At 60.7% G+C, this 24909-nt stretch carries 26 protein-coding genes; 16 read left to right on the top strand and 10 right to left on the bottom strand.

Going from position 1 to position 24909, the window contains the following annotated elements; genetic code table 11:
* Positions 1 to 126 precede the first annotated feature (126 nt).
* Entirely contained in the window at positions 127 to 1017 is an 891-nt protein-coding gene (locus BFP99_RS09395; RefSeq protein ID WP_065925611.1) for a LysR family transcriptional regulator, read from the bottom strand.
* A gap of 153 nt (positions 1018 to 1170) precedes the next feature.
* On the opposite strand from BFP99_RS09395, the gene BFP99_RS09400 reads away from it, so the two are divergent.
* The 8 genes from BFP99_RS09400 to BFP99_RS09435 all read left to right on the top strand — a co-directional run bounded on the left by BFP99_RS09400 (position 1171) and on the right by BFP99_RS09435 (position 11124).
* Complete coding sequence (locus BFP99_RS09400) at positions 1171 to 2661, top strand: L-piperidine-6-carboxylate dehydrogenase (protein ID WP_065947133.1); 1491 nt, start codon at positions 1171 to 1173, stop codon at positions 2659 to 2661.
* Positions 2662 to 2816: 155 nt separating this feature from the next.
* Positions 2817 to 4100 (top strand): L-pipecolate oxidase, encoded by a 1284-nt coding sequence (locus tag BFP99_RS09405; RefSeq protein WP_065947134.1) that lies wholly within the window; start codon positions 2817 to 2819, stop codon positions 4098 to 4100.
* Between the two features lie 374 nt (positions 4101 to 4474).
* Entirely contained in the window at positions 4475 to 5611 is a 1137-nt protein-coding gene (locus tag BFP99_RS09410; RefSeq protein ID WP_027607701.1) for a branched-chain amino acid ABC transporter substrate-binding protein, read from the top strand.
* Positions 5612 to 5793: 182 nt separating this feature from the next.
* Complete coding sequence (locus BFP99_RS09415; protein ID WP_003236186.1) at positions 5794 to 6708, top strand: ABC transporter permease subunit; 915 nt, start codon at positions 5794 to 5796, stop codon at positions 6706 to 6708.
* Between the two features lie 2 nt (positions 6709 to 6710).
* Entirely contained in the window at positions 6711 to 7988 is a 1278-nt protein-coding gene (gene livM, locus BFP99_RS09420) for a high-affinity branched-chain amino acid ABC transporter permease LivM (RefSeq protein WP_027607702.1), read from the top strand.
* Positions 7985 to 8860 (top strand): ABC transporter ATP-binding protein, encoded by an 876-nt coding sequence (locus BFP99_RS09425; RefSeq protein ID WP_027607703.1) that lies wholly within the window; start codon positions 7985 to 7987, stop codon positions 8858 to 8860. Before livM ends, BFP99_RS09425 begins: the two co-directional genes overlap by 4 nt.
* Positions 8857 to 9573, top strand: coding sequence for an ABC transporter ATP-binding protein (locus BFP99_RS09430; RefSeq protein ID WP_024073112.1), 717 nt, complete (start codon positions 8857 to 8859; stop codon positions 9571 to 9573). The genes BFP99_RS09425 and BFP99_RS09430 overlap by 4 nt, the downstream gene beginning before the upstream one ends.
* Positions 9574 to 10359: 786 nt before the next feature.
* Entirely contained in the window at positions 10360 to 11124 is a 765-nt protein-coding gene (locus BFP99_RS09435; protein WP_053134501.1) for an SDR family oxidoreductase, read from the top strand.
* A gap of 38 nt (positions 11125 to 11162) precedes the next feature.
* Here the strand turns inward: BFP99_RS09435 and BFP99_RS09440 are convergent, their stop codons facing one another.
* From BFP99_RS09440 to ureE, 5 genes are all read right to left on the bottom strand, one after another.
* A complete protein-coding gene (locus tag BFP99_RS09440; RefSeq protein ID WP_065947135.1) occupies positions 11163 to 12284 on the bottom strand; it encodes an AGE family epimerase/isomerase in 1122 nt (373 codons plus the stop codon).
* Positions 12285 to 12402: 118 nt separating this feature from the next.
* Positions 12403 to 12975, bottom strand: coding sequence for a HupE/UreJ family protein (locus BFP99_RS09445; RefSeq protein WP_065947136.1), 573 nt, complete (start codon positions 12973 to 12975; stop codon positions 12403 to 12405).
* A 22-nt stretch (positions 12976 to 12997) separates the two neighbouring features.
* Complete coding sequence (gene ureG, locus BFP99_RS09450) at positions 12998 to 13612, bottom strand: urease accessory protein UreG (protein ID WP_012721947.1); 615 nt, start codon at positions 13610 to 13612, stop codon at positions 12998 to 13000.
* Positions 13613 to 13633: 21 nt separating this feature from the next.
* Positions 13634 to 14308 (bottom strand): urease accessory protein UreF, encoded by a 675-nt coding sequence (locus BFP99_RS09455; RefSeq protein WP_065947137.1) that lies wholly within the window; start codon positions 14306 to 14308, stop codon positions 13634 to 13636.
* Entirely contained in the window at positions 14305 to 14805 is a 501-nt protein-coding gene (ureE, locus tag BFP99_RS09460; protein ID WP_065947138.1) for an urease accessory protein UreE, read from the bottom strand. Before ureE ends, BFP99_RS09455 begins: the two co-directional genes overlap by 4 nt.
* A 340-nt stretch (positions 14806 to 15145) precedes the next feature.
* On the opposite strand from ureE, the gene BFP99_RS09465 reads away from it, so the two are divergent.
* Positions 15146 to 15667 (top strand): C40 family peptidase, encoded by a 522-nt coding sequence (locus BFP99_RS09465; RefSeq protein ID WP_065925603.1) that lies wholly within the window; start codon positions 15146 to 15148, stop codon positions 15665 to 15667.
* Positions 15668 to 15672: 5 nt separating this feature from the next.
* Here BFP99_RS09465 and BFP99_RS09470 read toward each other — a convergent pair whose 3' ends face one another.
* Together BFP99_RS09470 and BFP99_RS09475 are read right to left on the bottom strand one after the other, a co-directional pair.
* The gene (locus BFP99_RS09470) at positions 15673 to 16305 is read right to left on the bottom strand and encodes a TetR family transcriptional regulator (RefSeq protein ID WP_017526383.1); all 633 of its coding nucleotides are present in this window, start codon (positions 16303 to 16305) and stop codon (positions 15673 to 15675) included.
* 163 nt (positions 16306 to 16468) lie between these two features.
* On the bottom strand, positions 16469 to 16840 hold the full coding sequence (locus tag BFP99_RS09475; protein WP_065925601.1) for a hypothetical protein: 372 nt from the start codon (positions 16838 to 16840) through the stop codon (positions 16469 to 16471).
* Between the two features lie 358 nt (positions 16841 to 17198).
* Here BFP99_RS09475 and BFP99_RS09480 point away from each other — a divergent pair, with 358 nt between their 5' ends.
* From BFP99_RS09480 to BFP99_RS09490, 4 genes are all read left to right on the top strand, one after another.
* A complete protein-coding gene (locus BFP99_RS09480) occupies positions 17199 to 19268 on the top strand; it encodes an AsmA family protein (protein WP_065947139.1) in 2070 nt (689 codons plus the stop codon).
* A gap of 345 nt (positions 19269 to 19613) precedes the next feature.
* A complete protein-coding gene (locus BFP99_RS34045; RefSeq protein ID WP_370737652.1) occupies positions 19614 to 19952 on the top strand; it encodes a hypothetical protein in 339 nt (112 codons plus the stop codon).
* Between the two features lie 12 nt (positions 19953 to 19964).
* Positions 19965 to 20594 (top strand): hypothetical protein, encoded by a 630-nt coding sequence (locus BFP99_RS34050; RefSeq protein WP_370737653.1) that lies wholly within the window; start codon positions 19965 to 19967, stop codon positions 20592 to 20594.
* The gene (locus BFP99_RS09490) at positions 20591 to 20947 is read left to right on the top strand and encodes a hypothetical protein (RefSeq protein ID WP_065947140.1); all 357 of its coding nucleotides are present in this window, start codon (positions 20591 to 20593) and stop codon (positions 20945 to 20947) included. The genes BFP99_RS34050 and BFP99_RS09490 overlap by 4 nt, the downstream gene beginning before the upstream one ends.
* Before the next feature lie 63 nt (positions 20948 to 21010).
* Here the strand turns inward: BFP99_RS09490 and BFP99_RS09495 are convergent, their stop codons facing one another.
* Positions 21011 to 21541 (bottom strand): ferritin-like domain-containing protein, encoded by a 531-nt coding sequence (locus BFP99_RS09495; protein WP_065947141.1) that lies wholly within the window; start codon positions 21539 to 21541, stop codon positions 21011 to 21013.
* 176 nt (positions 21542 to 21717) lie between these two features.
* Here BFP99_RS09495 and BFP99_RS09500 point away from each other — a divergent pair, with 176 nt between their 5' ends.
* Complete coding sequence (locus BFP99_RS09500; RefSeq protein ID WP_065947142.1) at positions 21718 to 22608, top strand: esterase/lipase family protein; 891 nt, start codon at positions 21718 to 21720, stop codon at positions 22606 to 22608.
* Here BFP99_RS09500 and BFP99_RS09505 read toward each other — a convergent pair.
* Positions 22605 to 23483, bottom strand: coding sequence for a DMT family transporter (locus tag BFP99_RS09505; protein ID WP_065947143.1), 879 nt, complete (start codon positions 23481 to 23483; stop codon positions 22605 to 22607). The genes BFP99_RS09500 and BFP99_RS09505 overlap by 4 nt on opposite strands.
* Before the next feature lie 97 nt (positions 23484 to 23580).
* Between BFP99_RS09505 and BFP99_RS09510 the strand changes: the two genes are divergently transcribed.
* Together BFP99_RS09510 and BFP99_RS09515 are read left to right on the top strand one after the other, a co-directional pair.
* Positions 23581 to 24369, top strand: coding sequence for an AraC family transcriptional regulator (locus BFP99_RS09510; RefSeq protein ID WP_065925595.1), 789 nt, complete (start codon positions 23581 to 23583; stop codon positions 24367 to 24369).
* 71 nt (positions 24370 to 24440) lie between these two features.
* Positions 24441 to 24740: a PsiF family protein gene (locus BFP99_RS09515; protein WP_024073127.1), complete on the top strand. Its 300-nt coding sequence runs from the start codon at positions 24441 to 24443 to the stop codon at positions 24738 to 24740.
* Positions 24741 to 24909 lie beyond the last annotated feature (169 nt).

Here is a 24909-nt window from a genome sequence, read left to right on the forward strand (position 1 = left end):
TCGGGCGATGGGCGCCGACCTTTACGCACAATTAAGGAAGGGGGCTAGTGGCGCATAGACGCGGGTAGGTTTGCCAGTGATTTTTTTTGCCAAGGCCACTTGCCGCCGATGGCGATATTCCAGGCATTAAACAACCTGCTCCATCATCCACTTCACAAACTCCCGCACCTTGGGCACCTCCGCCGCGTGTTCCGGGAAGGCCAGGTAATAAGCGTCCTGGCTGGGCATTGCATGCTGCCAGGGGATCACCAGCTTGCCGTCGGCCAGTTCTTCTTCCACCAGAAAGCGCGGCAACAACGCCACGCCGCAACCGACCTGCGCCGCACGAATGCACATATAAAAGGTGTCGAAACGCGGCCCGTGGTAGCTGTGCTCGGTGTGATACCCCTGATCGGCAAACCAGTCATGCCAGCCCTGGGGGCGCGAGGCGTTTTGCAGCAGCACCAGGTCGCTCAGTTGCGTGGGGTCGGTGAAGGGCTGCGCCGGCAGGCTTTCCGGGGCGCACACCGGTACCAGCTCTTCGCTGAACAGTTTCAGGCTCTCGGTGCCGGGGCGCGAGCCCTGGCCGAAGTAGAAGGCCATGTCGGCCTTGCCTTGCAGCAGTTCGTCCGGCTCCTGTTCGTTGCACAGATCCAGGTGGATCTGCGGGTGGCGCAGGCGCCAGCCCTTGAGGCGCGGCACCAGCCAGCGCGCGCCAAAGGTGTAGGGGGTGGACACGCGCAACACTTCGGTCTCGCCGCCATAGGAGCGCAGGTAGTGGGTGGACATCTCCACCTGCGTGAGGATCTTGCGCACTTCCACCAGGTACAGGTCGCCTGCCGGAGTCATCTGCAAGCGGCGACGCACGCGGCGAAACAGCAGGTGCTGGAGCAATTCTTCCAACTGCGCGACCTGTTTGCTCACTGCGCTTTGCGTGAGGTTCAGCTCCTCGGCGGCGCGGGTGAAGCTCAGGTGGCGGGTGGCGGCCTCGAAACACTGCAGGGCGGTGATCGAGGGCAAATGTCTTTTGTTCAGCACGGCATACCTCTTTTTATTCTTTGCATGAATAAACGGAATGATATCTCGCCTAATCGTCGTTTGTTGGCAAGTCTTGGGCCAGCTACAAATAAGGCCTGGATCGCCGTGCGTGCCGCGGTGCGATTTTTTGTTCGAAGATTAAAGGAGTGACCCATGGTTGCCGCATTGCTTGATCGTCTCGGGGTAAACCCGGCGCTGTACCAGGCGGGTAAACAACCCGTGCATTCGCCCATTGATGGCAGCCGTATCGGCAGTGTGCACTGGGAAGGTGCCGCCGAGGTGGAGCAACAGGTCAGTCGCGCCGAGCATGCATTCGAGGCCTGGCGCAACGTCCCGGCCCCCCGTCGCGGCGAGTTGGTGCGCCAGTTCGGCGATGTACTGCGCGAATACAAGGCCGATCTGGGCGAGCTGGTGTCCTGGGAAGCCGGCAAGATCACCCAGGAAGGCCTGGGTGAAGTGCAGGAAATGATCGACATCTGCGACTTCGCCGTGGGCCTGTCCCGCCAGTTGTACGGCTTGACCATCGCCTCCGAGCGCCCAGGCCACCATATGCGTGAAACCTGGCACCCGCTGGGCGTGGTCGGGGTGATCAGCGCCTTCAACTTCCCGGTAGCCGTGTGGGCGTGGAACACCACACTGGCGCTGGTGTGCGGTAACGCAGTGATCTGGAAACCGTCGGAAAAGACCCCGCTCACCGCCCTGGCGTGCCAGGCGCTGTTCGAGCGTGTGCTGAAGAATTTCAAGGACGCGCCGCAATACCTGAGTCAGATCATCATCGGCGGCCGCGATGCCGGCGCTGCACTGGTGGATGACCCACGCGTGGCCCTGATCAGCGCCACCGGCAGCACCCGCATGGGCCGCGAAGTGGCGCCGAAAGTTGCCGCGCGGTTTGCCCGCAGCATCCTCGAACTGGGCGGCAACAACGCCATGATCCTCGGCCCGAGCGCCGACCTGGACATGGCCGTGCGCGCCATCCTGTTCAGCGCCGTCGGCACCGCCGGCCAGCGCTGCACCACCCTGCGCCGCCTGATCACCCACGAGTCGGTCAAGGAAGAAATCGTCACCCGCCTCAAGGCCGCCTATTCCAAAGTGCGCATCGGCCACCCGCTGGAGGGCAACCTGATTGGCCCGCTGATCGACAAGCATGGCTTCGACGCTATGCAGGACGCCCTGGAGCAGGCCTTGAGTGAAGGCGGCAAGGTGTTCGGCGGCAAGCGCCAGTTGGAAGACAAGTTCCCCAACGCCTACTACGTGTCGCCGGCCATTGTCGAAATGCCTGAGCAGAGCGATGTGGTGTGCACCGAAACCTTCGCGCCGATTTTGTATGTCGTCGGCTACAAGGACTTCGCCGAAGCCCTGCGCCTCAACAACGCCGTGCCCCAAGGCCTGTCGTCGTGCATCTTCACCACTGACGTGCGCGAGGCCGAGCAATTCATGTCGGCAGTGGGCAGCGACTGCGGGATCGCCAACGTCAACATCGGCCCGAGCGGCGCGGAGATTGGCGGCGCGTTTGGCGGTGAGAAAGAGACCGGTGGCGGTCGCGAGTCAGGTTCGGATGCATGGCGCGGGTACATGCGCCGCCAGACCAACACCGTGAACTATTCGCTGGAGTTGCCGCTGGCCCAGGGCATCACCTTCGACTGATTCTGTAGGAGCGAGCTTGCTCGCGAAGATCGTCAACGATCACGCGGGCATCCTGAATGCCCGCGCCGCTCTCGCGTTTTTCGCGAGCAAGCTCGCTCCTACAGTGATGGTGCTGAACAAGAAAAACGCTTGTTGGGTCTCACCGGAGTCTGGCAATGGCACTACGCGAAGCATGTTTGTGGGAACACCTCACCCCTGGCCGGCCGGATCGTGCCGCGCTCAAGGGCGAGGTCAAGGTGGATGTGTGCGTGATCGGCGCCGGCATCACCGGTTTGTCGGCCGCCATTCACTTGCTGGAGCAGGGTAAAAGCGTCGCCGTGCTGGAGGCTCATCGCACCGGCCACGGTGGTTCGGGGCGCAACGTCGGGTTGGTGAATGCCGGCCTGTGGATCCCTCCGGACGAGATCGAAGCCGGTTTCGGCGAAGCGGTGGGCAGCCAGCTCAACCGCATGCTCGGCGCGGCACCGTCGCTGGTGTTCAGCCTGATCGACAAATACAACATCGATTGCCAATTGCGCCGCGAGGGCACCTTGCACATGGCGCATAACGCCCGTGGCGAGGCGGATTTGCGCAGTCGTGAGGAGCAATGGAAGCGCCGTGGCGCGCCGGTGGAATTGCTCACCGGCCAGGCCTGCGAGCACGCCACCGGCACGAAAAAAATCGCCGCCGCCTTGCTGGATCGGCGTGCTGGCACCTTGAACCCGATGGCCTACACCAGTGGCCTGGCGAATGCCGCCGTGGGGCTTGGCGGGCAGTTGTTCGACCATTCTCCGGTCGCCCGGTTGGAGCGCCAAGGTGCGAGTTGGTCCGTTCAGACCGCCAGCGGTTCGGTGCAGGCTGCACAAGTGGTCATCGCCTCCAACGCCTACACCGAAGGTGAGTGGACCGAGCTGCGACGCAATTTTTTCCCCGGCTACTACTACCAGGTCGCCTCCGCGCCGCTGACCGACGCCGCCGCCGAGCAGATTCTGCCCGGCGGCCAAGGCTCATGGGACACGCGCCAGGTACTGAGCAGCATCCGCCGCGATGCCGATGGCCGCCTGTTGCTCGGCAGCCTGGGCAACGGTAACCAGAAACCGGCCTGGTTCCTCAAGGCGTGGGCTGATCGGGTGCAGCAACATTACTTCCCGTACCTCAAATCGGTGCATTGGGAATTCACCTGGACCGGCTGCATCGCCTTCACCCCCGATCACCTGATGCGCCTGTTCGAGCCAGCTCCCGGCCTGGTGGCGGTAACCGGCTATAACGGGCGCGGCGTGACCACCGGCAGCGTGGTCGGCAAGGCGTTCGCCGACTATCTATGTCACCAGAATCCCCAAGCCTTGCCGATTCCGTTTGCACCCATGCAACCGCTGGCCGGGGTTGGGCTGCGCAGTTGCCTGTATGAAGCCGGATTCTCGCTGTATCACGCCGGGCAATGCCTGAGGATCGTGATCTGATCAGCGAAATACCGCTCAGAAGCCTGCATTTTCTTAGCCGGCTACTAATCTGTATTGGTGCAGGTCGTAGCAGTTGCGCACTGTAAATGTGCAGTTCCGTTACGCAGGCTGTTACAGCTGTAGGAACTGTCGTTTATTGCTTTGGTTGCAGGTGCGACCCGTCAGGGTTGTACTTTTTCGGCCCATGGGTTGCACCTATCGATGCTAGAGGGTTGCACGTCCTGGCGAGCGGAGCCGAAACGCCTGCAATAACAATGACACCGTGTCTTTTTGAAGAATAAAAACGTAATGGCACGAGGCTTGCTCTGGGCTTTCAGTGAAAAGTTTGAACGCAAGTTGTCGTGCCAAAAATCAAAAATATCGGAGCACCACTCATGTCCCAGACGTTTTACAAGAAAGGTTTTCTGGCCCTCGCCGTTGCAGCGGCGCTGGGTGTTTCTACGTTTGTTCAAGCTGATGTGAAGATTGGCGTTGCGGGGCCGATGACCGGCGCCAACGCCTCGTTCGGTGAGCAGTACATGAAGGGTGCCCAGGCGGCAGCCGAGGTGATCAACAAGGCCGGTGGCATCAATGGCGAGAAAGTCGTGCTGGTGGCAGGCGACGATGCCTGTGAGCCGAAACAGGCCGTTGCCGTGGCCAACCGCCTGGCTGACCAGGACAAAGTGATTGGCGTAGTCGGGCACTTCTGCTCGTCGAACACCATTCCGGCCTCCGAGGTCTACGACGAAGCGGGCATCATCGCGATCACCCCAGGCTCTACCAACCCACAAGTGACCGAGCGCGGCCTGGGCGCCATGTTCCGTATGTGCGGGCGTGACGACCAGCAAGGCATCGTCGCCGGCGACTACATCGTCGACGTGCTCAAGGGCAAGAAAGTCGCCGTCATCAACGACAAGGACACCTACGGCAAAGGCCTGGCCGACGCCACCGCTGCCCAGTTGACCAAGCGCGGCGTCAAGCCGGTGCTGGAAGAAGGCCTGACCCGTGGCGAGAAGGACTTCAGTGCGCTGGTCACCAAAATCCGCTCCCTGGGCGCCGACGTCGTGTACTTCGGTGGCCTGCACCCGGAAGCCGGTCCATTGGTTCGCCAGATTCGTGAAGCGGGCCTGAAGGACGTCAAGTTCATGTCCGATGACGGCGTAGTGACCGATGAACTGGTGGCCACCGCTGGCGGCGCGCAATACGTCGATGGCGTGTACATGACCTTTGGCGCCGACCCGCGCCTGCTGCCGGACAGCAAGGCCGTGGTGGAAGAGTTCCGCAAGGCCGGCTACGAGCCTGAGGGCTACACCCTGTACGCCTACGCCTCGCTGCAGGCCCTGGCCGCCGGCTTCAACGGCGCCAAGTCCAACAAGGGCGAAGACGCGGCCAAATGGCTGAAAGCGCACCCGGTCAAAACCGTGATGGGCGAGAAGACCTGGGACGCGAAGGGCGACCTGAAAGTCTCCGACTACGTGGTTTACCAGTGGGATAAAGACGGCAAATACCACCAGCTGGAAAAGCAGAAGTAATCCATGTGGGAGGGGGCTTGTCCCCGAAGCGGTGGGTCAGTCAACAGTTGTTCAGCTGACCCACCGCATCGGGGGCAAGCCCCCTCCCACATTGGGACAGCGTTGTTATTGAGATCTGTCTTTTCCTCCAGAAGCGCCGCACACCGACTGGTGTGCAGGTGCTCACCGCGTGAGATTGCGTTATGGATGGTATTTTCCTGCAGCAACTGGTCAACGGCCTGACCCTCGGGTCGGTCTATGGCCTGATCGCCATCGGCTACACAATGGTCTATGGCATCATTGGCATGATCAACTTCGCCCACGGCGAGGTTTATATGATTTCCGCTTACCTCGCGGCGATCAGTCTGGCACTGCTGGCTTACTTCGGCATCGAATCCTTCCCGCTGCTCATTCTCGGCACCCTGATCTTCACCGTGGTCGTCACCGGCGTGTACGGTTGGGTCATCGAACGGGTCGCCTACAAACCGCTGCGCAACTCCACCCGCCTGGCTCCGCTGATCAGCGCCATCGGCATCTCCCTGATCCTGCAGAACTACGCGCAGATCGCCCAGGGCGCGAAACAACAAGGCATTCCAACCCTGCTGGCCGGCGCCTGGCGCGTCGACATCGGCAGTGGGTTCGTCCAACTCACGTACACCAAGGTCTTCATCCTCGTGGCGGCGTTTGCCGGCATGGCGTTGCTCACCTACATCATCAAGTACACCAAGCTCGGCCGCATGTGCCGCGCCACCCAGCAAGACCGCAAGATGGCCTCGATCCTGGGGATCAACACCGACCGCGTGATCTCCTACGTGTTTGTCATCGGTGCCGCCATGGCGGCCCTGGCCGGCGTGCTGATCACCCTCAACTACGGCACGTTCGACTTCTACGCCGGCTTCATCATCGGCATCAAGGCGTTTACCGCAGCGGTACTCGGCGGCATCGGTTCCCTGCCTGGGGCGATGCTGGGCGGGATCATCCTGGGTATTTCCGAGTCGTTGTTCTCGGGGTTGATCAACTCCGACTACAAAGACGTGTTCAGTTTCTCCCTGCTGGTGGTGATTCTGATTTTCCGTCCCCAGGGCCTGCTTGGTCGCCCACTCGTGGCTAAGGTGTAAACATGTCTGCTGCCAAACCCATCGATATCAAGAAAAGTGTGGTCGATACGGTCCTTGCCGGGCTGATTTCGTTGATCGTGTTCGGTCCGATCGTCGGCGTGGTCCTCGACGGCTACAGCTTCAACCTGGAACCGGCCCGTGTGGCTACCCTGGTCGCCATCGTGATGGCCGGGCGCTTTGCCCTCAGCCTGTTCCTGCAAACCCCCAAGGGCCTGAAGATTCTGCAGGGCTTCGAAAGCAGCGGCTCCGGCGTACATGTACTGCCACCGGACTACAAGTCGCGGCTGCGCTGGATCATCCCGGCGCTGATCGTGATCGCCATCGTGTTCCCGATCTTCGCCAACAAGTACCTGCTGACCGTGGTGATCCTCGGGCTGATCTACGTGTTGCTGGGCCTGGGCCTGAACATCGTGGTCGGCCTGGCCGGGCTGCTCGACCTGGGTTACGTGGCGTTCTACGCCATCGGCGCCTACGGCCTGGCGCTGGGTTATCAATACCTCGGCCTGGGCTTCTGGAGCGTGTTGCCGCTGGCAGCCATCGCAGCGGCTTTAGCGGGGTGCATACTCGGCTTTCCGGTGCTGCGAATGCACGGTGACTACCTGGCCATCGTGACCCTGGGCTTCGGTGAAATCATTCGCCTGGTGCTCAACAACTGGCTCTCGTTCACCGGCGGCCCCAACGGTATGCCGGTGCCTTCGCCGACCTTCCTGGGCCTGGAGTTCGGGCGCAAGGCCAAGGAGGGCGGGGTTCCGTTCCACGAGTTCTTCGGCATCGACTACAACCCCAATATCAAGTTCATGTTCATCTACATCGTGCTGTTCCTGGTGGTGCTGGCCGTGCTGTACATCAAGCACCGCCTGACCCGCATGCCGGTCGGCCGCGCCTGGGAAGCCTTGCGCGAAGATGAGATCGCCTGCCGCTCCATGGGCCTGAACCACGTGCTGGTCAAGCTCTCGGCCTTCACCATTGGCGCGTCCACTGCCGGTTTGGCCGGGGTGTTCTTCGCCAGCTACCAAGGCTTCGTCAACCCGTCGTCGTTCACCTTCTTCGAGTCGGCGCTGATCCTGGCCATCGTGGTACTGGGCGGCATGGGCTCGACGGTCGGCGTGGTGATTGCCGCGTTCGTGTTGACGGTCGCGCCTGAACTGCTGCGCAGCTTCAGCGAATACCGCGTGCTGCTGTTTGGCGTGCTGATGGTGGTGATGATGATCTGGCGACCGCGCGGCCTGATCCGGATCAGCCGCACCGGTGTGACACCGCGCAAGGGGGTAGCGCCATGAGCAAGGAAGTCGTCCTCTCCGTGGAACACCTGATGATGCACTTCGGTGGCATCAAGGCCTTGAGCGATGTGAGCCTCAAGGTTGAACGCAACTCGATCTTCGCCCTGATCGGCCCCAACGGAGCCGGCAAGACCACCGTGTTCAACTGCCTCACCGGCTTCTACAAAGCCAGCGGCGGCAAGATCGAACTGAACATCCGCGGCAAGCAGACCAATGTGATCCAGCTGCTCGGCGAGCGCTTCAAGGCGGTCGACTTCGTATCGCCAAAAAGCTTCTTGAGCCGGGTGTACTACAAGATGTTCGGTGGCACCCACCTGGTCAACCGCGCCGGCCTGGCCCGGACCTTCCAGAACATTCGCCTGTTCAAGGAAATGTCGGTGCTGGAAAACCTGCTGGTGGCCCAGCACATGTGGGTCAACCGCAACATGCTGGCGGGCATCCTCAACACCAAGGGCTACCGCAAGGCCGAAAGCGATGCCCTCGACCATGCGTTCTACTGGCTCGAAGTGGTGGACCTGGTGGACTGCGCCAACCGCCTGGCCGGTGAGCTTTCCTACGGCCAGCAGCGCCGCCTGGAAATCGCCCGCGCCATGTGCACCCGGCCGCAGATCATCTGCCTGGACGAACCGGCAGCGGGCCTCAACCCCCAGGAAACCGAAGCCCTCAGCGCGATGATTCGCCTGTTGCGCGACGAACACGACCTGACGGTGGTGCTGATCGAACACGACATGGGCATGGTGATGAGTATTTCCGACCACATTGTGGTGCTGGACCACGGCAACGTGATTGCCGAAGGCGGGCCGGAAGCGATCCGCAACGACCCGAAAGTGATTGCCGCCTACCTGGGCGCCGACGAAGAGGAGCTGGTATGAGTGCACCTATCCTCGAAATGAAGGACCTGGACGTGTTCTACGGCCCGATCCAGGCCCTGAAAAAAGTCTCGCTGCACATCAACGAAGGCGAAACCGTCAGCTTGATCGGCTCCAACGGCGCGGGTAAATCCACGCTGCTGATGTCGATCTTCGGCCAGCCACGGGCCGAGTCGGGGCAGATCCTCTACAACGGCGTCGACATTACCCACAAGTCGTCCCACTACATTGCCTCCAACGGCATTGCACAGTCGCCGGAAGGGCGGCGGGTGTTCCCCGACATGACCGTCGAGGAAAACCTGCTGATGGGCACCATCCCCATTGGCGACAAGTTCGCCCAGGAAGATATGCAACGCATGTTCGAGCTGTTCCCACGGCTCAAGGAGCGACGTAACCAGCGCGCCATGACCATGTCCGGTGGCGAGCAGCAAATGCTCGCCATCGCCCGCGCGCTGATGAGCCGACCCAAGCTGTTGCTGCTGGACGAACCGAGCCTGGGCCTGGCGCCGATTGTGGTGAAGCAGATCTTTTCCACCCTGCGCGAGCTGGCCTCCACCGGGATGACCATCTTCCTGGTGGAGCAGAACGCCAACCATGCACTGCGTTTGTCGGATCGGGCGTACGTGATGGTCAACGGTGAGATTCGCCTCACAGGCACCGGCAAGGAGCTGCTGGTGAACGAGGAAGTGCGCAACGCTTACCTCGGTGGCCACTGATCTAAATAACGACGCAGTACCCCTGTGGGAGGGGGCTTGCCCCGATGGCGTTGTATCAGTCAGCACACCTGAAACTGACACACCGCCATCGGGGGCAAGCCCCCTCTCACATTTGTTTTGTGTCGCCTGCAAGACCGATCCCAAATTGTGGAAAACAAATCCAGCCCCCCTCCAAAGCGCGACATATAGCCGCCGCAAATCCCTGTTTTGTCACACTTTTGACTTGTCCCCATTCACTGTGGAACCGGCTGTGGGTAACGTGGGAGTAGCTGGCTGAACCCCTTTAAAACCGTGGCTTTCAGCTGTGTGGTTGTTTTTTGATCAGTGGCTTTTTCGCGGCCGATCGAGGGGTTTGTCAACCTGTTTAAAGACACAGGTATATGACTGAAATATGTCCCGCCCGCCTGTGGATAAGTCTGTGACTAAACTCTGGAAAGACGGCCGCAGAGGCCGGAATGACTGGCCTGGAGCCATCGCTCGATTTGTCCCGCTGCCCCTGGGCCTACATACGCCTTCGTCCAGGTCAAGCAAAAAACTTTCTAAAATCGCCTGGAAGCCTTGTACACAGCGGCCTGAAGCGTTTTGCACTTGCCCCCAGAGACTGTGGGCGCAGCTGTGGATAACCTGCGCGCATATGGCTGCAAGCCACGGTTCATAAGGCTTTGGTCTGAATGATTAAAAAATGACCAGTCGTGCATGAAGTTCTGTGCATGGCGGTTGCCGCAACTGCGGCGTAAGGGCATTCTGCTGGCTGATTTTTTTCCCGATGCCCGCAAGGAGAACACCATGTCCAACACGCTGTTTATTACTGGCGCCACCTCAGGTTTTGGCGAAGCCTGCGCCCGTCGGTTTGCCGAGGCCGGCTGGAAACTGGTGCTTACCGGTCGTCGTGCCGAGCGTTTGAATGCGCTGGTCGAGGAGCTTTCCAAGCAGACCGAAGTGCACGGCCTGGTGGTGGATGTACGGGATCGCAAAGGCATGGAAGACGCGATCGCCAACCTGCCGCCATCGTTCGCCACCCTGCGCGGGCTGATCAACAACGCCGGCCTGGCCGTGGGCACTGACCCGGCGCCCAAGTGCGACCTCGACGACTGGGAAACCATGGTCGATACCAACATCAAAGGCCTGCTGACCACCACCAGCCTGCTGCTGCCGCGCCTGATCGCCCATGGTCGTGGCGCCGGGATCATCAACCTGGGCTCCATCGCCGGCAGCTACCCGTACCCGGGCAGCCATGTGTATGGCGGTTCCAAGGCGTTCGTGAAGCAGTTCTCCTTGAACCTGCGCTGTGACCTGCAGGGCACCGGCGTGCGTGTGACCAACATCGAGCCGGGCCTGTGCGAAAGCGAGTTCTCCCTGGTGCGCTTCGGCGGTGACCAGGCGCGCTACGACGCCACCTACGCCGGTGCCGAGCCGATCCAGCCGCAGGACATTGCCGACACCATCTTCTGGGTGCTGAACACGCCGGCGCACGTCAACATCAACCGCCTGGAACTGATGCCGGTGAGCCAGACCTGGGCTGGGTTTGCGATTGAGCGGGGGGCCAAGTAAGGCTCTAGACCACGTTGCTCCCGATGAGGCCCAGCAGGTCACCCGAGATGCTGGATCAGCCCCTGGTAGCAGGTTGCCAAATGATACGGTGTGGTCGATGGCATATCCCGTCGGCTCACCGCGCCGTTGGCATCCAGGCATTCATGCCAGCCTTTCTCATGCAGGAAATGCTGTTGCAGCGCCAGCAGTTGGCGCTGCAGCACCGCCTCACTGCCAGGGCGCAAGGTCAGTGCCCGCAGGTACTCGGCCTGGGCCCAGATACGCTGGGTGCCGTCGCGCACGCTGCCGTCGAGCGCCAACATGCCGCTAACCGCTCCGGTCGCGCCGTCCACACCCTTGTGCTCAGCGTAGGCAAACGCCCGCGTCAGTGACGCATGCAGCGGGGTGCCGCGCAGCACGGGCGACGATTCGAGCAAAAAGAACCACTCGAACTGGTGCCCCGGCTCAAACCAGTTATCCACAGCGCCCAGCGGCTTTTCCATCATCACGCCGTGCCGGCGGTCGATGAAACGCTGCTGCATGGCCGTCGCCAAGGCCAGCAGGGCCGCTTGCACAGGGGCATCCTCGCGCACCGCAAGTGTGGCGAGGAAACCTTCGGCCAGGTGCATCAACGGGTTTTGCAGCGGGCCGGACTGGAGGGACGACCAGTTGCGTTCCAGCACCGCCTCGTACAGGCCGTCTTCGGTGGCGAAGCGCTGGGCCACGACTTCGAGGGCGGCGTTCAGCACCGATTCCACCAGCGCTTCACGCACCTTGGCCCAGTAATGGGCGCAGGCAAAGATGATGAAGGCGTGGGTGTAGAGGTCTTTTCGCTTGTCCAGCGGCTGGCCGGCGGGGTCGACGCTGTAGAACCAGCCGCCGTGTTCGGCATCGTGGAAATGCCGTTGCAGGGAGCGGAACAGCACCGCCGCGCGCTCTTCAGCGAAGGCCGCCCCTGGCTCGCCGATCAGGCTGGCGAACAGGTACAACTGCCGCGCGCAGGCCATGGCGCGGTAGCGTTGCGGGGGCAGTGGGCGGTGATCGGCGTCCAGCGCCTCATAGGGCAGCGCCAATTCGGCATTCCAGCCCGGGCCCTGCCAGAGCGGCACGATCAGGGTGTGGAAGTGCGTGAGCACGGCATTCAAAGAAGGCTGGGGGGCGGAGCTTGGAGCGATGGGCATCGGCTGGCGTCGTCACGGCAGGGGTGTAGGCGCGCATGGTAGCAGAGGGGCAGCTTTAAGTTGTGAGCTGCAAGCTGCAAGTAAGAGCGGTTCGGCTTTTACTTGCAGCTTGCGACGTTTAGCTGGCGAGCAGCCACACCCCAGTCGCCGCCGAAGCCGCTCCGGCAATCCGCACCAACGGTGCCGCTGCGGCCGGCAACCAGCGCACCAGCGCATACCCGGCCGCGTGCAGTGCAGCGGTCGCGCCGACAAAGCCGGCGGCATACGCCCAAGGGCTCGACATGTCCGGCAGCTCCAAGCCATGGGCCACACCATGGAACAACGCAAACAACGCCGTCGCACCCATGGCCATGAACAACGGCGGACGCACCGCCAGTGCCACCGCCAGGCCCAGGGCCAGCACCGAGGCGGCGATCCCGCTTTCCAGTGCGGGCAATTGCAGCCCTTCGAAACCCAGCACGCCGCCCATCAGCATGGTGCCGACAAAGGTGCACGGCAGGGCCCAGCGCGCGGCACCCTTTTGTTGCGCGGCCCACAGGCCGACCGCGACCATGGCCAGCAGGTGGTCGAGGCCGCCCAGCGGGTGGCTGATACCGGCCACCAGGCCGTTGTCGCCGTGGCCAGGGTGAGCGAAGGCCAGGGCGGGCGCGAGCAGCAGGGCGGCGGCTGCGAGGAATTTATTGAGGTTCATAAACAGGTTCCTTATGGGTTGATCAGGCGGCGGTCAGCAGGCCTTGGCGTTCGATGAAGGCGACGATTTCTTCCAGGCCTACCCCGGTTTTCTGGTTGCTGAACACAAAGGGTTTGCCGTTGCGCATGCGCTGGGTGTCGCTGTTCATCAGCTCCAGCGACGCGCCCACCAGCGGCGCCAGGTCGATTTTGTTGATCACCAGCAGGTCGGATTTGCAAATACCAGGCCCGCCCTTGCGCGGCAGCTTGTCGCCGGCGGACACATCGATCACATAGATGGTCAGGTCCGACAGCTCCGGGCTGAAGGTGGCCGACAGATTATCGCCGCCGGACTCCACCAGGATCAGGTCCAGGCCGGGAAAGCGGCGGTTGAGTTGGTCCACCGCTTCCAGATTGATCGAGGCGTCCTCGCGAATCGCCGTGTGCGGGCAGCCGCCGGTTTCCACGCCGATAATGCGCTCCGGCGCCAGGGCCTGGTTGCGCACCAGGAAGTCGGCGTCTTCGCGGGTGTAGATGTCGTTGGTGACCACCGCCAGGTTGTAGCGATCGCGCAGCGCGAGGCACAGGGCCAGGGTCAGGGCGGTCTTGCCGGAGCCGACCGGGCCACCGATACCGACACGCAGGGGTTGTGTGTTCATGTCTGATTCTCCAAAAAAACCTTAGGAACGGAACAGGCGGCTGTACTGGCGCTCGTGGGCCATGCTCGCCAGGGACAGGCCGAAGGCGGCGCTGCCGAAATGGTGGGGGTCGATGCGGACGGCGTCGTGCTGGGCCTGTTGCAGTAGGGGCAGCAGCTCGCTGGTCAGGCGCTGTGCGGCTTGCTGGCCCAGGGGCAGGGTTTTCATCAGCACGGCCAATTGGTTTTCCAGCCAGCTCCAGAGCCAGGCGGCGAGGGCGTCGTCGGCGCTGATCGCCCAGGCGCGCGCGGCCAGTGCCCAGCCCAGGGCCAAGTGCGGTTCGCGGCGTTGCTCCAGGAAGCTGCGGGCGTCGCTGTCCAGTTCCGGCAGGCCATTGAGCAACTGCTGCAGGGAATAACCCATCTGCCGACTTTCCTGATACAGCTCCCGGGTTTCGCGGCTGGCTTGATGCGCTTCGCACAGCTGCGCCAACGCTGGCCAGTCCTGCTCTGCGGCGGCGCGGCAATGGGCGAGCAACAGCGGGGCTTCGAAGCGCGCGAGGTTGAGCAGCAATTGGTCGCTGATCCAGCGCCGAGCGCTGGCGGCATCGTTGACGTGGCCGTTCTCCACGGCCATTTCCAGGCCTTGGGAATAGCTGTAGCCGCCAATCGGCAATTGCGGACTGGCCAGACGCAACAGCGCCCAGGCTGGGTTCATAGACGTACGCCGAACTGATGCAGCTTGGGCGGGTAGTTGAAATCTTCATCGCCATGCCGGGAGTGGTGGTGGCCGCCGCCATAGGCGCCGTGTTCCGGTTGGAACGGCGCCTCGATGGTTTCGGTGTGGGCGCCCAGTTGCTCAAGCATGGCCTTGAGCACGTAGTCGTCGAGCAGGCGCAACCAGCCATCCCCCACTTGCAAGGCCACATGGCGGTTGCCGAGGTGGTAGGCGGCGCGGGTCAGTTCAAAGGCGTTGCTGCAGGTGACGTGCAACAGGTGTTCAGGGCGGGCGCACACGCGTACGACACGTCCGTCTTCGGCTTGCAGGAATTCGCCATCGTGCAACGGCGGCTGGCCGCGCTCCAGAAACAGGCCGACGTCTTCACCGTCGGCACTGAAACAGCGCAGGCGGCTCTTGCTGCGTGCTTCGAAATTCAGCAGCAGCTCAGCGGCCCAGAGGGCTTGGGGGGCGATTCGGCGGTGGATCACCAGCATCAGGAAGCTTCCAGCTATGAGCGATGGAAGTGCTAGAGCAAGGGGCTTGCCAATCAGGTATTGATGTAGGAATTCTCTGTCGGTGCGCGAGGAGATGCCACTGAATAGGGCGGGGCTGAGTACTGCGAGTGCTTAATGTTGGTGCTCTGTCGGATATTGAGCACTTAAATGGGGCGTTTTTTGTTGGCGAGTGGTGTTTATCACATCAAGTTCCTTCCGTTTTTTTCGTATATGGAATTTTCGGATTTGTCCTACTGGATGTAAGGATTCGGCGTTCATCTGCTTACGCGCCAGACCGTTAGGATTTGCGCCGTGCTAAACATCCACGGCGAGTTCCAGTATGTTCAAATCAATTGTGTGTTTATTCATTTTCAGTCTTTACCTGGTCACTCCCTCGTCCTCGGCCAATATCAAGCCGCGCGGGGTAGCCCCTCTCGAGATCGCGACGCCCCTGCAGTCGCTGCAAAAACGCCCAGCCATCGACAATGTGATCGACCGCGCCCATCAATTGCTGGGTACCTCGTATAAATGGGGCGGGAACACCGTGGAGCAGGGCTTCGACTGCAGCAGCTTGCTGGTCTACCTGTTCAGGACCGAAGCCAATATCCGTATACCCCGCACCACGGCGGCGATGCACCGTTCAAACGCCATGACGATCAAGCGTAACGCGCTCAAACCTGGGGATGCGGTGTTCTTCAAAGGTAATGGGCGCAGTCAGGTCAGCCATGTCGGCCTTTATATAGGCGAGGGCAAATTCATTCATTCGCCGCGCGCCGGCAAGACGGTGCGAATCGACTCGCTGAACAATCGCTACTGGAACAAGAACTACAGTACCGCCAAGCGCTTTCACTCGGCGGGCTAGCCGGCTTACTCCGTACTGCCCAGGCCTTGCCAATGCTTGAGGCCGATAAAGATAAAGCGCAGTTGCTGGGTGATTTTCGCCTGGGGCGTGAGGTGGGCAGGCAAGGCCTGGGCCGGTGGGTCAATGATGTCGGGAAGGGTGGCGAACACGCTCTTGACGATCAGGTCGGCCATTACATGCAGGCCATCGGCGTCCAGGTGCTGCAACTTGGGCATCAGGGTCAGGTCGGCCGCCAGGTCGCGGGTGATGTCTTCACGCAGGGCACCGATGGCTTGGCGCACCGCCAGGCAACCGCCGTATTGCTCGCGGGCCAGGAACAGGAATTGCGAGCGGTTGGCCGAGACCACATCGAGAAAAATCCGCACTGAGGCATCGATAATGCCGCCCATCACGAATTCGTTGTGGCGCACCAGGCGAATGGTGGCGCGAAAGGTCTGGCCCACCTCACTCACCAATACAAGTCCAAGCTGGTCCATATCGGCAAAGTGGCGATAGAAGCCGGTGGGGACAATGCCTGCGGTCTTGGCCACTTCACGCAGGCTCAGGCTGCCAAACCCACGGCCACACTCCATCAGATGGCGGGCAGCGTCCATCAGGGCGAGGCGGGTCTGTTGCTTCTGTTCGGCACGGGGCAGCATGGGCGGGCGGGCTTTGTCGGCAAGTACAGCGACGCACTCTAGCAAAACAGCTTCATTGACGTCGAACTTGGCGGGGAATAGGTGGGGAGTGTTGCGTGACAGGCGCTACAAAAAGTCAAAAGCCCGGTCGGCAGATCGGGCTTTTTTCTGGGCCACCACAGGGTCAGCTCTGAGCTTGATGCAGTTCTTGCAGGCGATCAGCACCACCTTCGGCAACACCTTCGGTGTAGGCACGTTCGTTGGCTTGTTCCGCACCACCTTCAACCAGGCCTTTCTGTTCCAGGCGATCACGGCCACCTTCGGCAACACCTTCAGTGTACGCACGCTTGTTGGCGTGTTCCGAACCGTTTTCAGCGACAGCACCTTTGGCGTAGTCACGGTTCTCGTCTTCTTGCGAACCGCTGCGGGCCAGGGTCTGGTTGAAGTGAACGGCGTCAGCCTTGGCTTGTGGGGTAACCTGTTCGGCGGCTGGCAGGGCAAAGGCGCTGGAAGCCAGGATGGATAACAGGACGGTAGCGAGTACTTGGCGTTTCATGATGGGTTGCTCCTTGGGAGGGCGATAAAGTGGGTACAGGGCTAATGCTACTCTCGATAAGTCGATATAAAAGTTCATAAACACAATGGTAATAATCAACAGAATTGATTGTTCGTCAGGGAGGCTCTAGATCGGGCCTCTCAAGCACGCGGTTTTGCACCGAGGTGGGTATTTTCGACACGAACCCGGGTAACAATGGTGCGCCGTAGATGATCGAATCTGTCGAAACGGTCAGGAAAGCAGGTTTTCAAGGGTAAATCGGAGATTGGGTTAAACCCACGAGCGGTTTGCCAGTCGTAGTTTTATAAGCTGTCCTACAGGTGTTGGTTCAGCCGGTCGTATTCAGGAGTCCTGTGCAATGACGCGCACTCGTAAAATCGTCATGTGGAGCTGCGCCAGCTTCGTTGTGTTAATCGCTGTGGTGGTACTGGTCCTGGTGTTCTTTGACTGGAACCGCATCAAACCGCCCCTCAATGCCAAAGTCTCCGAAGAACTGCATCGCCCGTTTGCCATCAACGGCAACCTGGCGGTGGTGTGGGCACGTGAGCCGGACGAAGGCGGCTGGCGCGCCTGGGTGCCGTGGCCCCATGTGATTGCCGAGGACCTGACCCTGGGCAATCCCGACTGGTCAAAAAAACCGCAGATGGTCACGCTGAAAAAGGTCGAGCTGCGTATTTCGCCGCTGGCGTTGCTGGTGCAGCGCGTGGTGATCCCCCGTATCGACCTCACCGAACCGAGTGCCGAGTTGCAGCGCCTGGCCGATGGCCGCGCCAACTGGACGTTCACGTTCGACCCCAAGGACCCCGACGCCGAACCTTCCAACTGGGTGGTGGACATCGGCGCCATTGGGTTCGACAAGGGCCACGTGACCCTCGACGACCAGACCCTCAAGACTCAGTTGGACGTGATCATCGACCCCCTGGGCAAGCCGATCCCGTTCGGCGAAATCGTCGGCGACGCCGATGCCAGGAAGGCCCTGGAAAAAGGCTCCGCGCCCCAGGACTATGCGTTCGCCCTCAAGGTCAAGGGCCAGTATCACGGCCAGAAACTCGACGGCAGCGGCAAGATCGGCGGCCTGCTGGCCTTGCAGGACGCGGCCAAGCCGTTTCCGATGCAAGCCCAGGTCAAGATTGCCGATACCAGCATCGCATTGGCGGGCACCTTGACCGACCCGTTGAACCTCGGCGCCCTGGACCTTCGCCTGAAACTGTCCGGCAGCAGCCTGGGTAACCTCTACCCGCTGACCGGCGTCACCTTGCCGGATTCGCCGGCCTACTCCACTGACGGCCACTTGATCGCCAAGTTGCACGATGCCAGCGGCGCGTCATTCAGCTACGAAAACTTCAACGGCAAGATCGGCAACAGCGATATTCACGGCAACCTCGCCTATGTCGCCAGCCAGCCACGTCCCAAGCTCAGCGGTGCGTTGGTGTCCAACCAATTGCTGATGAGCGACCTCGCCCCCCTGATCGGTGCCGACTCCAACGCCAAGCAAAAAGCGCGTGGCGGTGAGAGCAAACAGCCGGCGACCAAAGTGCTGCCGGTGGAAGAGTTCCGCACCGAGCGCTGGCGCGACATGGATGCCGATGTGGAATTCACCGGCAAACGCATCGTGCACAGTGCCGAATTGCCCTTCAACGACCTGTACACCCACCTGGTGCTCAACGACGGCGAACTGAGCCTGGAACCGCTGCGATTCGGCGTCGCCGGCGGCAAGCTGGATGCGCAGATCCGCTTGAATGGCCGCACCACACCGATGGAAGGCCGCGCCAAACTGACTGCACGCAACTTCAAGCTCAAGCAGTTGTTCCCCACCTTCGAACCGATGAAAACCAGCTTCGGTGAACTCAACGGCGATGCCGATCTTTCCGGGCGCGGTAACTCCGTTGCGGCGCTGCTGGGCAGCTCCAACGGTGACCTGAAGATGCTGATCAACGACGGCGCCATCAGCCGTGGCCTGATGGAAATTGCCGGGCTCAACGTCGGCAACTATGTGGTGGGGCGCCTGTTCGGCGACAAGGAAGTGAAGATCAACTGCGCGGCGGCGGATTTCGGGATCAAGACCGGTCTGGCAACCACGCGCTTGTTTGTGTTCGATACCGAGAACGCGATCATCTATATCGATGGCACCGCCAACATGGCCACCGAGCAGTTGGACTTGACCGTCACACCGGAATCGAAGGGCTTCCGCCTGTTTTCCCTGCGTTCGCCGTTGTACGTCAATGGCCCGTTCATCAAGCCCAATGCGGGTGTAAAAGCCATTCCCCTGGCCCTGCGGGGCGCGGGCATGGTGGCACTGGGTGTGATCGCCGGCCCGGCAGCGGGTCTGTTGGCGCTGGTGGCACCGAGCGCCGATGCGCCGAACCAGTGTGCGCCGTTGTTGCAGCAGATGAAGGAAGGAAAGGCGCCGAAGACGGTTAAAGGCTGATCGTCGAAATTGTCAGAAAGGGCGACCCTTTGGTTAATGCCAGTCAGTTAAGCGTACATCGCCTCCTGTAGGAGCGAGCTTGCTCGCGAAAAACGTCAACGATAACGCGCGCTTCCTGAATGAACGCGGCGCCTGTGAGTTTTTCGCGAGCAAGCTCGCTCCTACAAAAAGCCTTAACTGACTGGCATTAGACCCTTTGGTCGCCTTTTTTATCGGGGCGCCGTAAGTATGATCCTTGTCTTGTGTAGCTCATTTCTGAAGCGTTAAAACCGCCCCTGTTTCCCCTTACACCTCCTGGGTTGCCTTCCTATAGTCGACCGCCACAGTCACTTGGAGGTGTAATCCATGCAGGGAGCCTACGCATTTATCAATGAGCGACCACAGCCGTATCCACTGCTCAAGCTCAGTCTTTCTCTTAGCCCTTATACGCAAACAAAGTTCGACATCGTCAACCAACACATCCGCAATGTGGTGGTCTTGCCGGGGCAGTTGGTGATCATTCCTGATGCGCGTACGGCGTCTTGCACCGCTGAAGAAGCGCAACTGATGCGCGCTGCGCAGAACATAAAACATGCGTTGCTGGCGCATTCCGCAGTCGATCATTTTTTGATCAAAAACTACGATCTACTCCAGCTCATCATGACCAACGCTTCGATCGGTGTCGGGAGTGCCAGCAGTGCCTAGAGTAAGCATCTTGTGGCTATCGAGAGGACACTTCAAGAAATCGACGTTTTACATAAGCAGTACTTGAGCAAGGGCACAACGGCCGCGAGGGATGAGTTTCTGGCTAAACGCAGGATGTTGTTTGCAAAGCTGGAGGAGCAGCTCTCGGGTATGGCTCGTTTTGGTACGGGCCTGAAAAATGAAGGGTCGATAAAAAAGATGTTGGGTATTTCTACTAAAAGCTATTGGCATCACGGTGAAATTCGCGAGTACGAACAGACAGTCAAACGCATCGCCAAGGCTTCGCAGATATTGAAGAAGGGCACCTATATCGGTATAGCACTGGATGTTGGAGTGACTGCGTTGGAAATAACGGAGGCGTGTTCAGCCGGACGTGAGGATGAATGTAATCGGGCTAAGTTTGTGGAGGGAGGGAAGCTGGTGTTAGGAGTCGGTGGCGCCGCTTACGGGGGATACGCAGGCTTGGGGGTTGGGGTCGCCGTATGTGCCGCTGTCTTTGCTATACCTACCGCCGGAGCGAGTGCGCTGGGCTGTGCCATTGTGGGGGCGGCCATTGGGAGCGTCGCCGTGGGTAGTTTGGGAAGCCACGCTGGTGAGCAAATAGGAACCCGCCTTTATGAAATTTCAGGAGTTGGAAAATGATGTCGGAGTCCATCGGCATATGGTCGGGTGTGTTGATGCTGCTGAGTTTTCCATTAAATTTTTATGTTATCTATACAAAGCTTGAAGAGGCCGAAGACTATCTAAAATTCAGCTCATTCATTGTGACGTTCAAATACAGGTTCGGCGTCGGCCCGTTTGGTGGCAAGTTGAAACGTTTCTTCGTGATCGCCCTTGTCATCCTAATTCCGATTTTTTTTCAATGGCGGCACCTTGTACTCGTTGAGGATGTGAAGCGTATCCCAAGACGTCTCAAACTTTGGATAGTAGTTCCCTACCTGCTCACTATGTCTTCCTTCGTCGGAATGGCGTTATCGTGGCTTCTGATTGGATGACGGTCAGGCAAAAAAAATGGGGGGAGCCGGTTAACCGGCTCCCCCCTCTTTTTGCGCCGCTATTTACAGACTTTCGAGGATGTCGGCCATATCGTCCGCATGCTCTTCTTCCTGAGCCAGGATCTCTTCAAACAGACGGCGCGTGGTTGGATCCTTATCACCGATGTACTGGATGATTTCGCGGTAGCTGTCCACCGCGATCCGCTCGGCCACCAGGTCTTCGTAGACCATTTCCTTCAAGCTGTTACCGGCCACGTATTGGGCATGGGAGTTCTTCGACAGCAGGTCCGGGTTGAACTCCGGCGCGCCGCCCAGTTGCACGATGCGTTCGGCGAGTTTGTCGGCGTGCTCGGCTTCCTGGGTGGCGTGTTCGAGGAATTCCTGCGCTGCGACGGCAGCTTTGACGCCGCTGGCCATGAAGTAGTGGCGCTTGTAGCGCAGCACACACACCAGTTCAGTGGCCAGGGAGCCGTTGAGCAGGCGGATGATCTCTTCGCGGTCGGCGTCATAGCCCTCGGTCACGGCACCGTTTTCGACGTTCTGGCGGGCGCGGCTGCGCAGGGTCGCAACGTCAGTCAAGTTTGCTTCAGTCATCTCAATCTCCTGGGGCTAATCCGGTTTTACGCCACGCTCTGTCGGCGTGATCGCTCCCAGTTGTGAGTCACGGGCGCGGCAAAAAGTTTTATTGGATTTGCCAGGCGTGTCATCAGCGCGTCGCCGGAATTGGGCTAGCCTGCCATCATCCTTTCTTGATCAAGGACGTTCGGTTCATGTCGCAGTCGTTAGCCACGCGTTATCCCTTGGTGCTGGTGCCCGGCATGCTCGGGTTCGTGCGCCTGGGGTTTTTCCCTTACTGGTACGGCATTGTCCCGGCATTGCGGGCGGGTGGGGCGCAGGTGTTTCCCATCCAGGTGGCGCCGCTGGACTCCAGCGAGGTGCGTGGCGAGCAGCTGCTGGCGCAGATCGAGCGGATTCGCCTTGAGACCGGCGTCGACAAGGTCAACCTGATCGGCCATAGCCAGGGCGCGCTGACCGCCCGTTATGCGGCGGCCACGCGCCCGGAGTGGGTGGCGTCGGTGACGTCGGTGGCCGGGCCCAACCACGGTTCGGAACTGGCGGACCATATCCACGCCCATTATCCGGCCGACAGCGTGAAGGGGCGGCTGATGAGCGCACTGTTTCATCTGGTTGCAACGCTGATGAGCCTGCTGGAAACCGGTTATCGCGGCCCGCGCTTCAAGGCGGACTTGCAGGCGTCCCACCATTCCCTGACCAGCGCAGGTGTGGCGCTGTTCAACCGCAAGTATCCCCAAGGGTTGCCGCACACCTGGGGCGGGCACGGGGCGGAGGTGGTCAATGGCGTGCGCTACTACTCATGGTCCGGCACCTTGCAACCGGGCAAGACCGATCGCGGACGCAACCTGCTGGACGGGACGAATCGCAGTTGCCGATTGTTTGCCCGCAGCTTCGTGCGCGAGAAGGGCCAGTGCGACGGTATGGTCGGGCGCTGCAGCTCGCACCTGGGGCGGGTGATCGGCGATGACTACGCCCTGGACCACTTCGATATCGTCAACCAATCCATGGGCCTGGTCGGCAAGGGCGCCGAGCCTATCCGCCTGTTCGTCGAGCATGCCCAGCGCCTGAAGGCGGCCGGGGTTTAAGCCTGGCGGCGGACCGGTGTGGTCCAGCGCTCCGACAAAATCACCCCGCCCAACGTCAGCAAACCGCCCACCAGGTGATACAACGCCAATTCTTCCCTGAGCACCACGGCCGCAATCAATGCGGTAATCAACGGCAGCAGGTTGAAAAACAACGTGGTGCGGCTGGGTCCCAGGGTCTTCACCGAATGCATCCACGCCAGTGGCGCGAGCATCGAAGCCAGCAAGCACGCATAGAGCACCAGCGGAATATTCGTCCAGCCCAGGCCGGCTTTTGCCGAGAACAGAAACAGCGGAAACAGCACCACCACCGCCACCAGCACCTGCAAATACAGGAGCACCAGCGGCGGCAGGCGCAGTTGCCATTTTTTCAACAGGGTGCTGTAGACCGCGTACGCCAGGGTCGCGACCAGCATCATCGCATCGCCCAGGTTCACGCCGTGCTGCAGCAGCGCGCCGAGGCTGCCGGCCGACACCACCACCACTACCCCTGCGAATGACAGCACCGCACCCGTCAGTGCGCCAAAGGTCAGGCGCTGGCCCAGGCTGATGATGGCCGCCGTCAAGGCCATCAACGGCATCAACGACAGGATGATGCCCATATTGGTGGCGCTGGTCAGCGAGGCGGCGTAGTACGCCAGGCTCTGATACACCGCCATGCCCAGCACGCCGAGGATGCCGATCTTGCCCAGGTTCGGGCGAATCAGCGGCCAGTGGGTGATGACCGGCTTGAGCATGAACGGTGTAAACAGCAATGCAGCCAGTAACCAGCGGTAAAAGCCGATTTCAGCGGGGAAGATCGAACCCACGGCCAGTTTGTTGACCACGGTATTGCCGGCCCAGATAAAAATGGCCAGCAGGGGATACGCGTATTGCATCGAAAGAAACCAGATGTGTTGATGAGCCAGGATTATCCCTTGTCTGGATCGAAGCCTATACTGCGATCCAGACAAACGACCTCTGTATCCAGACAATATGGCCCGACACACCGTACGCCTTGCGGATTTTGGCAGCCTGCCAAGCCCCGTGTACTTCCGTTACTCCGACTTTGCCCCCGACACTGAGTGCACCCCGCACCAGCATGTCTGGGGTTCGCTGGACTACTCCGCCAGTGGCGTAATGCGCATGGAAGTGGCCGGCAACCGCTTTATGTCGCCACCGCAATACGCGGTGTGGATCCCACCCAATACCGAACACAGTTCCTACAACGCCGAGGCGATTGTCTACCGTTCGGTGGGCCTTTCGCCGCCGCTCTGCGAGCAATTGCCCCAGCAGCCCTGCACCCTGGCGATCAGCGACATCCTCAAGGCCATCCTCAGCGACTTCGCCCAGCGTGACGTCAACATCCCGCACTCCGACGCCGATATTCGCCTGGCCCAGGTGCTGGTCGATCAGCTCAGGCAGGCGCCGATCCACGAGGGTTTTTTGCCCTACGCCCGCCACCCCGGGCTGCTCGGCGTGTTGGAAGGCATGCAGGCCGACCCCGCTGACAACCGCCCCCTGGCGCACTGGGCCGAGCAGGTGCATGTCAGCGAGCGCACCCTGGCGCGACAATTTGTGCGCGAGCTGGGCATGAGCTTCGGCGAATGGCGCCAACGCTTGCGCTACCTTGCCGCCATCGAAGCCCTCGACAGCGAGCGCAGTGTGCAAAATGTGGCGTTTGACCTCGGCTACAGCAGCGCCTCGGCGTTTATCGCGATGTTCCAGCGCCAGGCCGGCTGCACCCCGGAGCAGTACCGGCGGACGAATATTCGCAGCCGATGAAGATGTAACAAGGTTTGGCTACACTGCTGGGTAGGCCGTGCCTCCCGGCACGGTAACAGGGAGAAAACTCCATGAAGATGCTGCGTATTCCGTTGTTGATGATGGGCCTGCTGCTGTGTTCCCAGGGCTTTGCCGCCACCGCCCAGCAAAACAAGATGACCACCTGCAATGCCGAAGCCACCACCAAGACGCTCAAAGGCGACGAGCGCAAGGCTTTCATGAAAACCTGCCTGTCGGCCCCGGCGGCCAATGATGCGAAGACGCTCACCCCGCAACAGCAGAAGATGAAGGATTGCAATGCCGACGCCAAAACCAAGGCGCTGACCGGCGATGCGCGCAAGACCTTTATGAGCACTTGTCTGAAGAAATAATAGCCCCGGGCCATAGAAGGCTGCGACACTCGTACACAGCCCCCCTGTAGGAGCGAGCTTGCTCGCGAAGAACGCAATTACCCCGCGTTTATTCAGAATAAACGCGTTATCGTTGGCGACCTTCGCGAGCAAGCTCGCTCCTACACATCCTTTAACGCCGTTCGTTTTG

It is taken from the genome of Pseudomonas sp. 1 R 17, from assembly GCF_900067035.1.
Lineage (GTDB): Bacteria > Pseudomonadota > Gammaproteobacteria > Pseudomonadales > Pseudomonadaceae > Aquipseudomonas > Aquipseudomonas marginalis.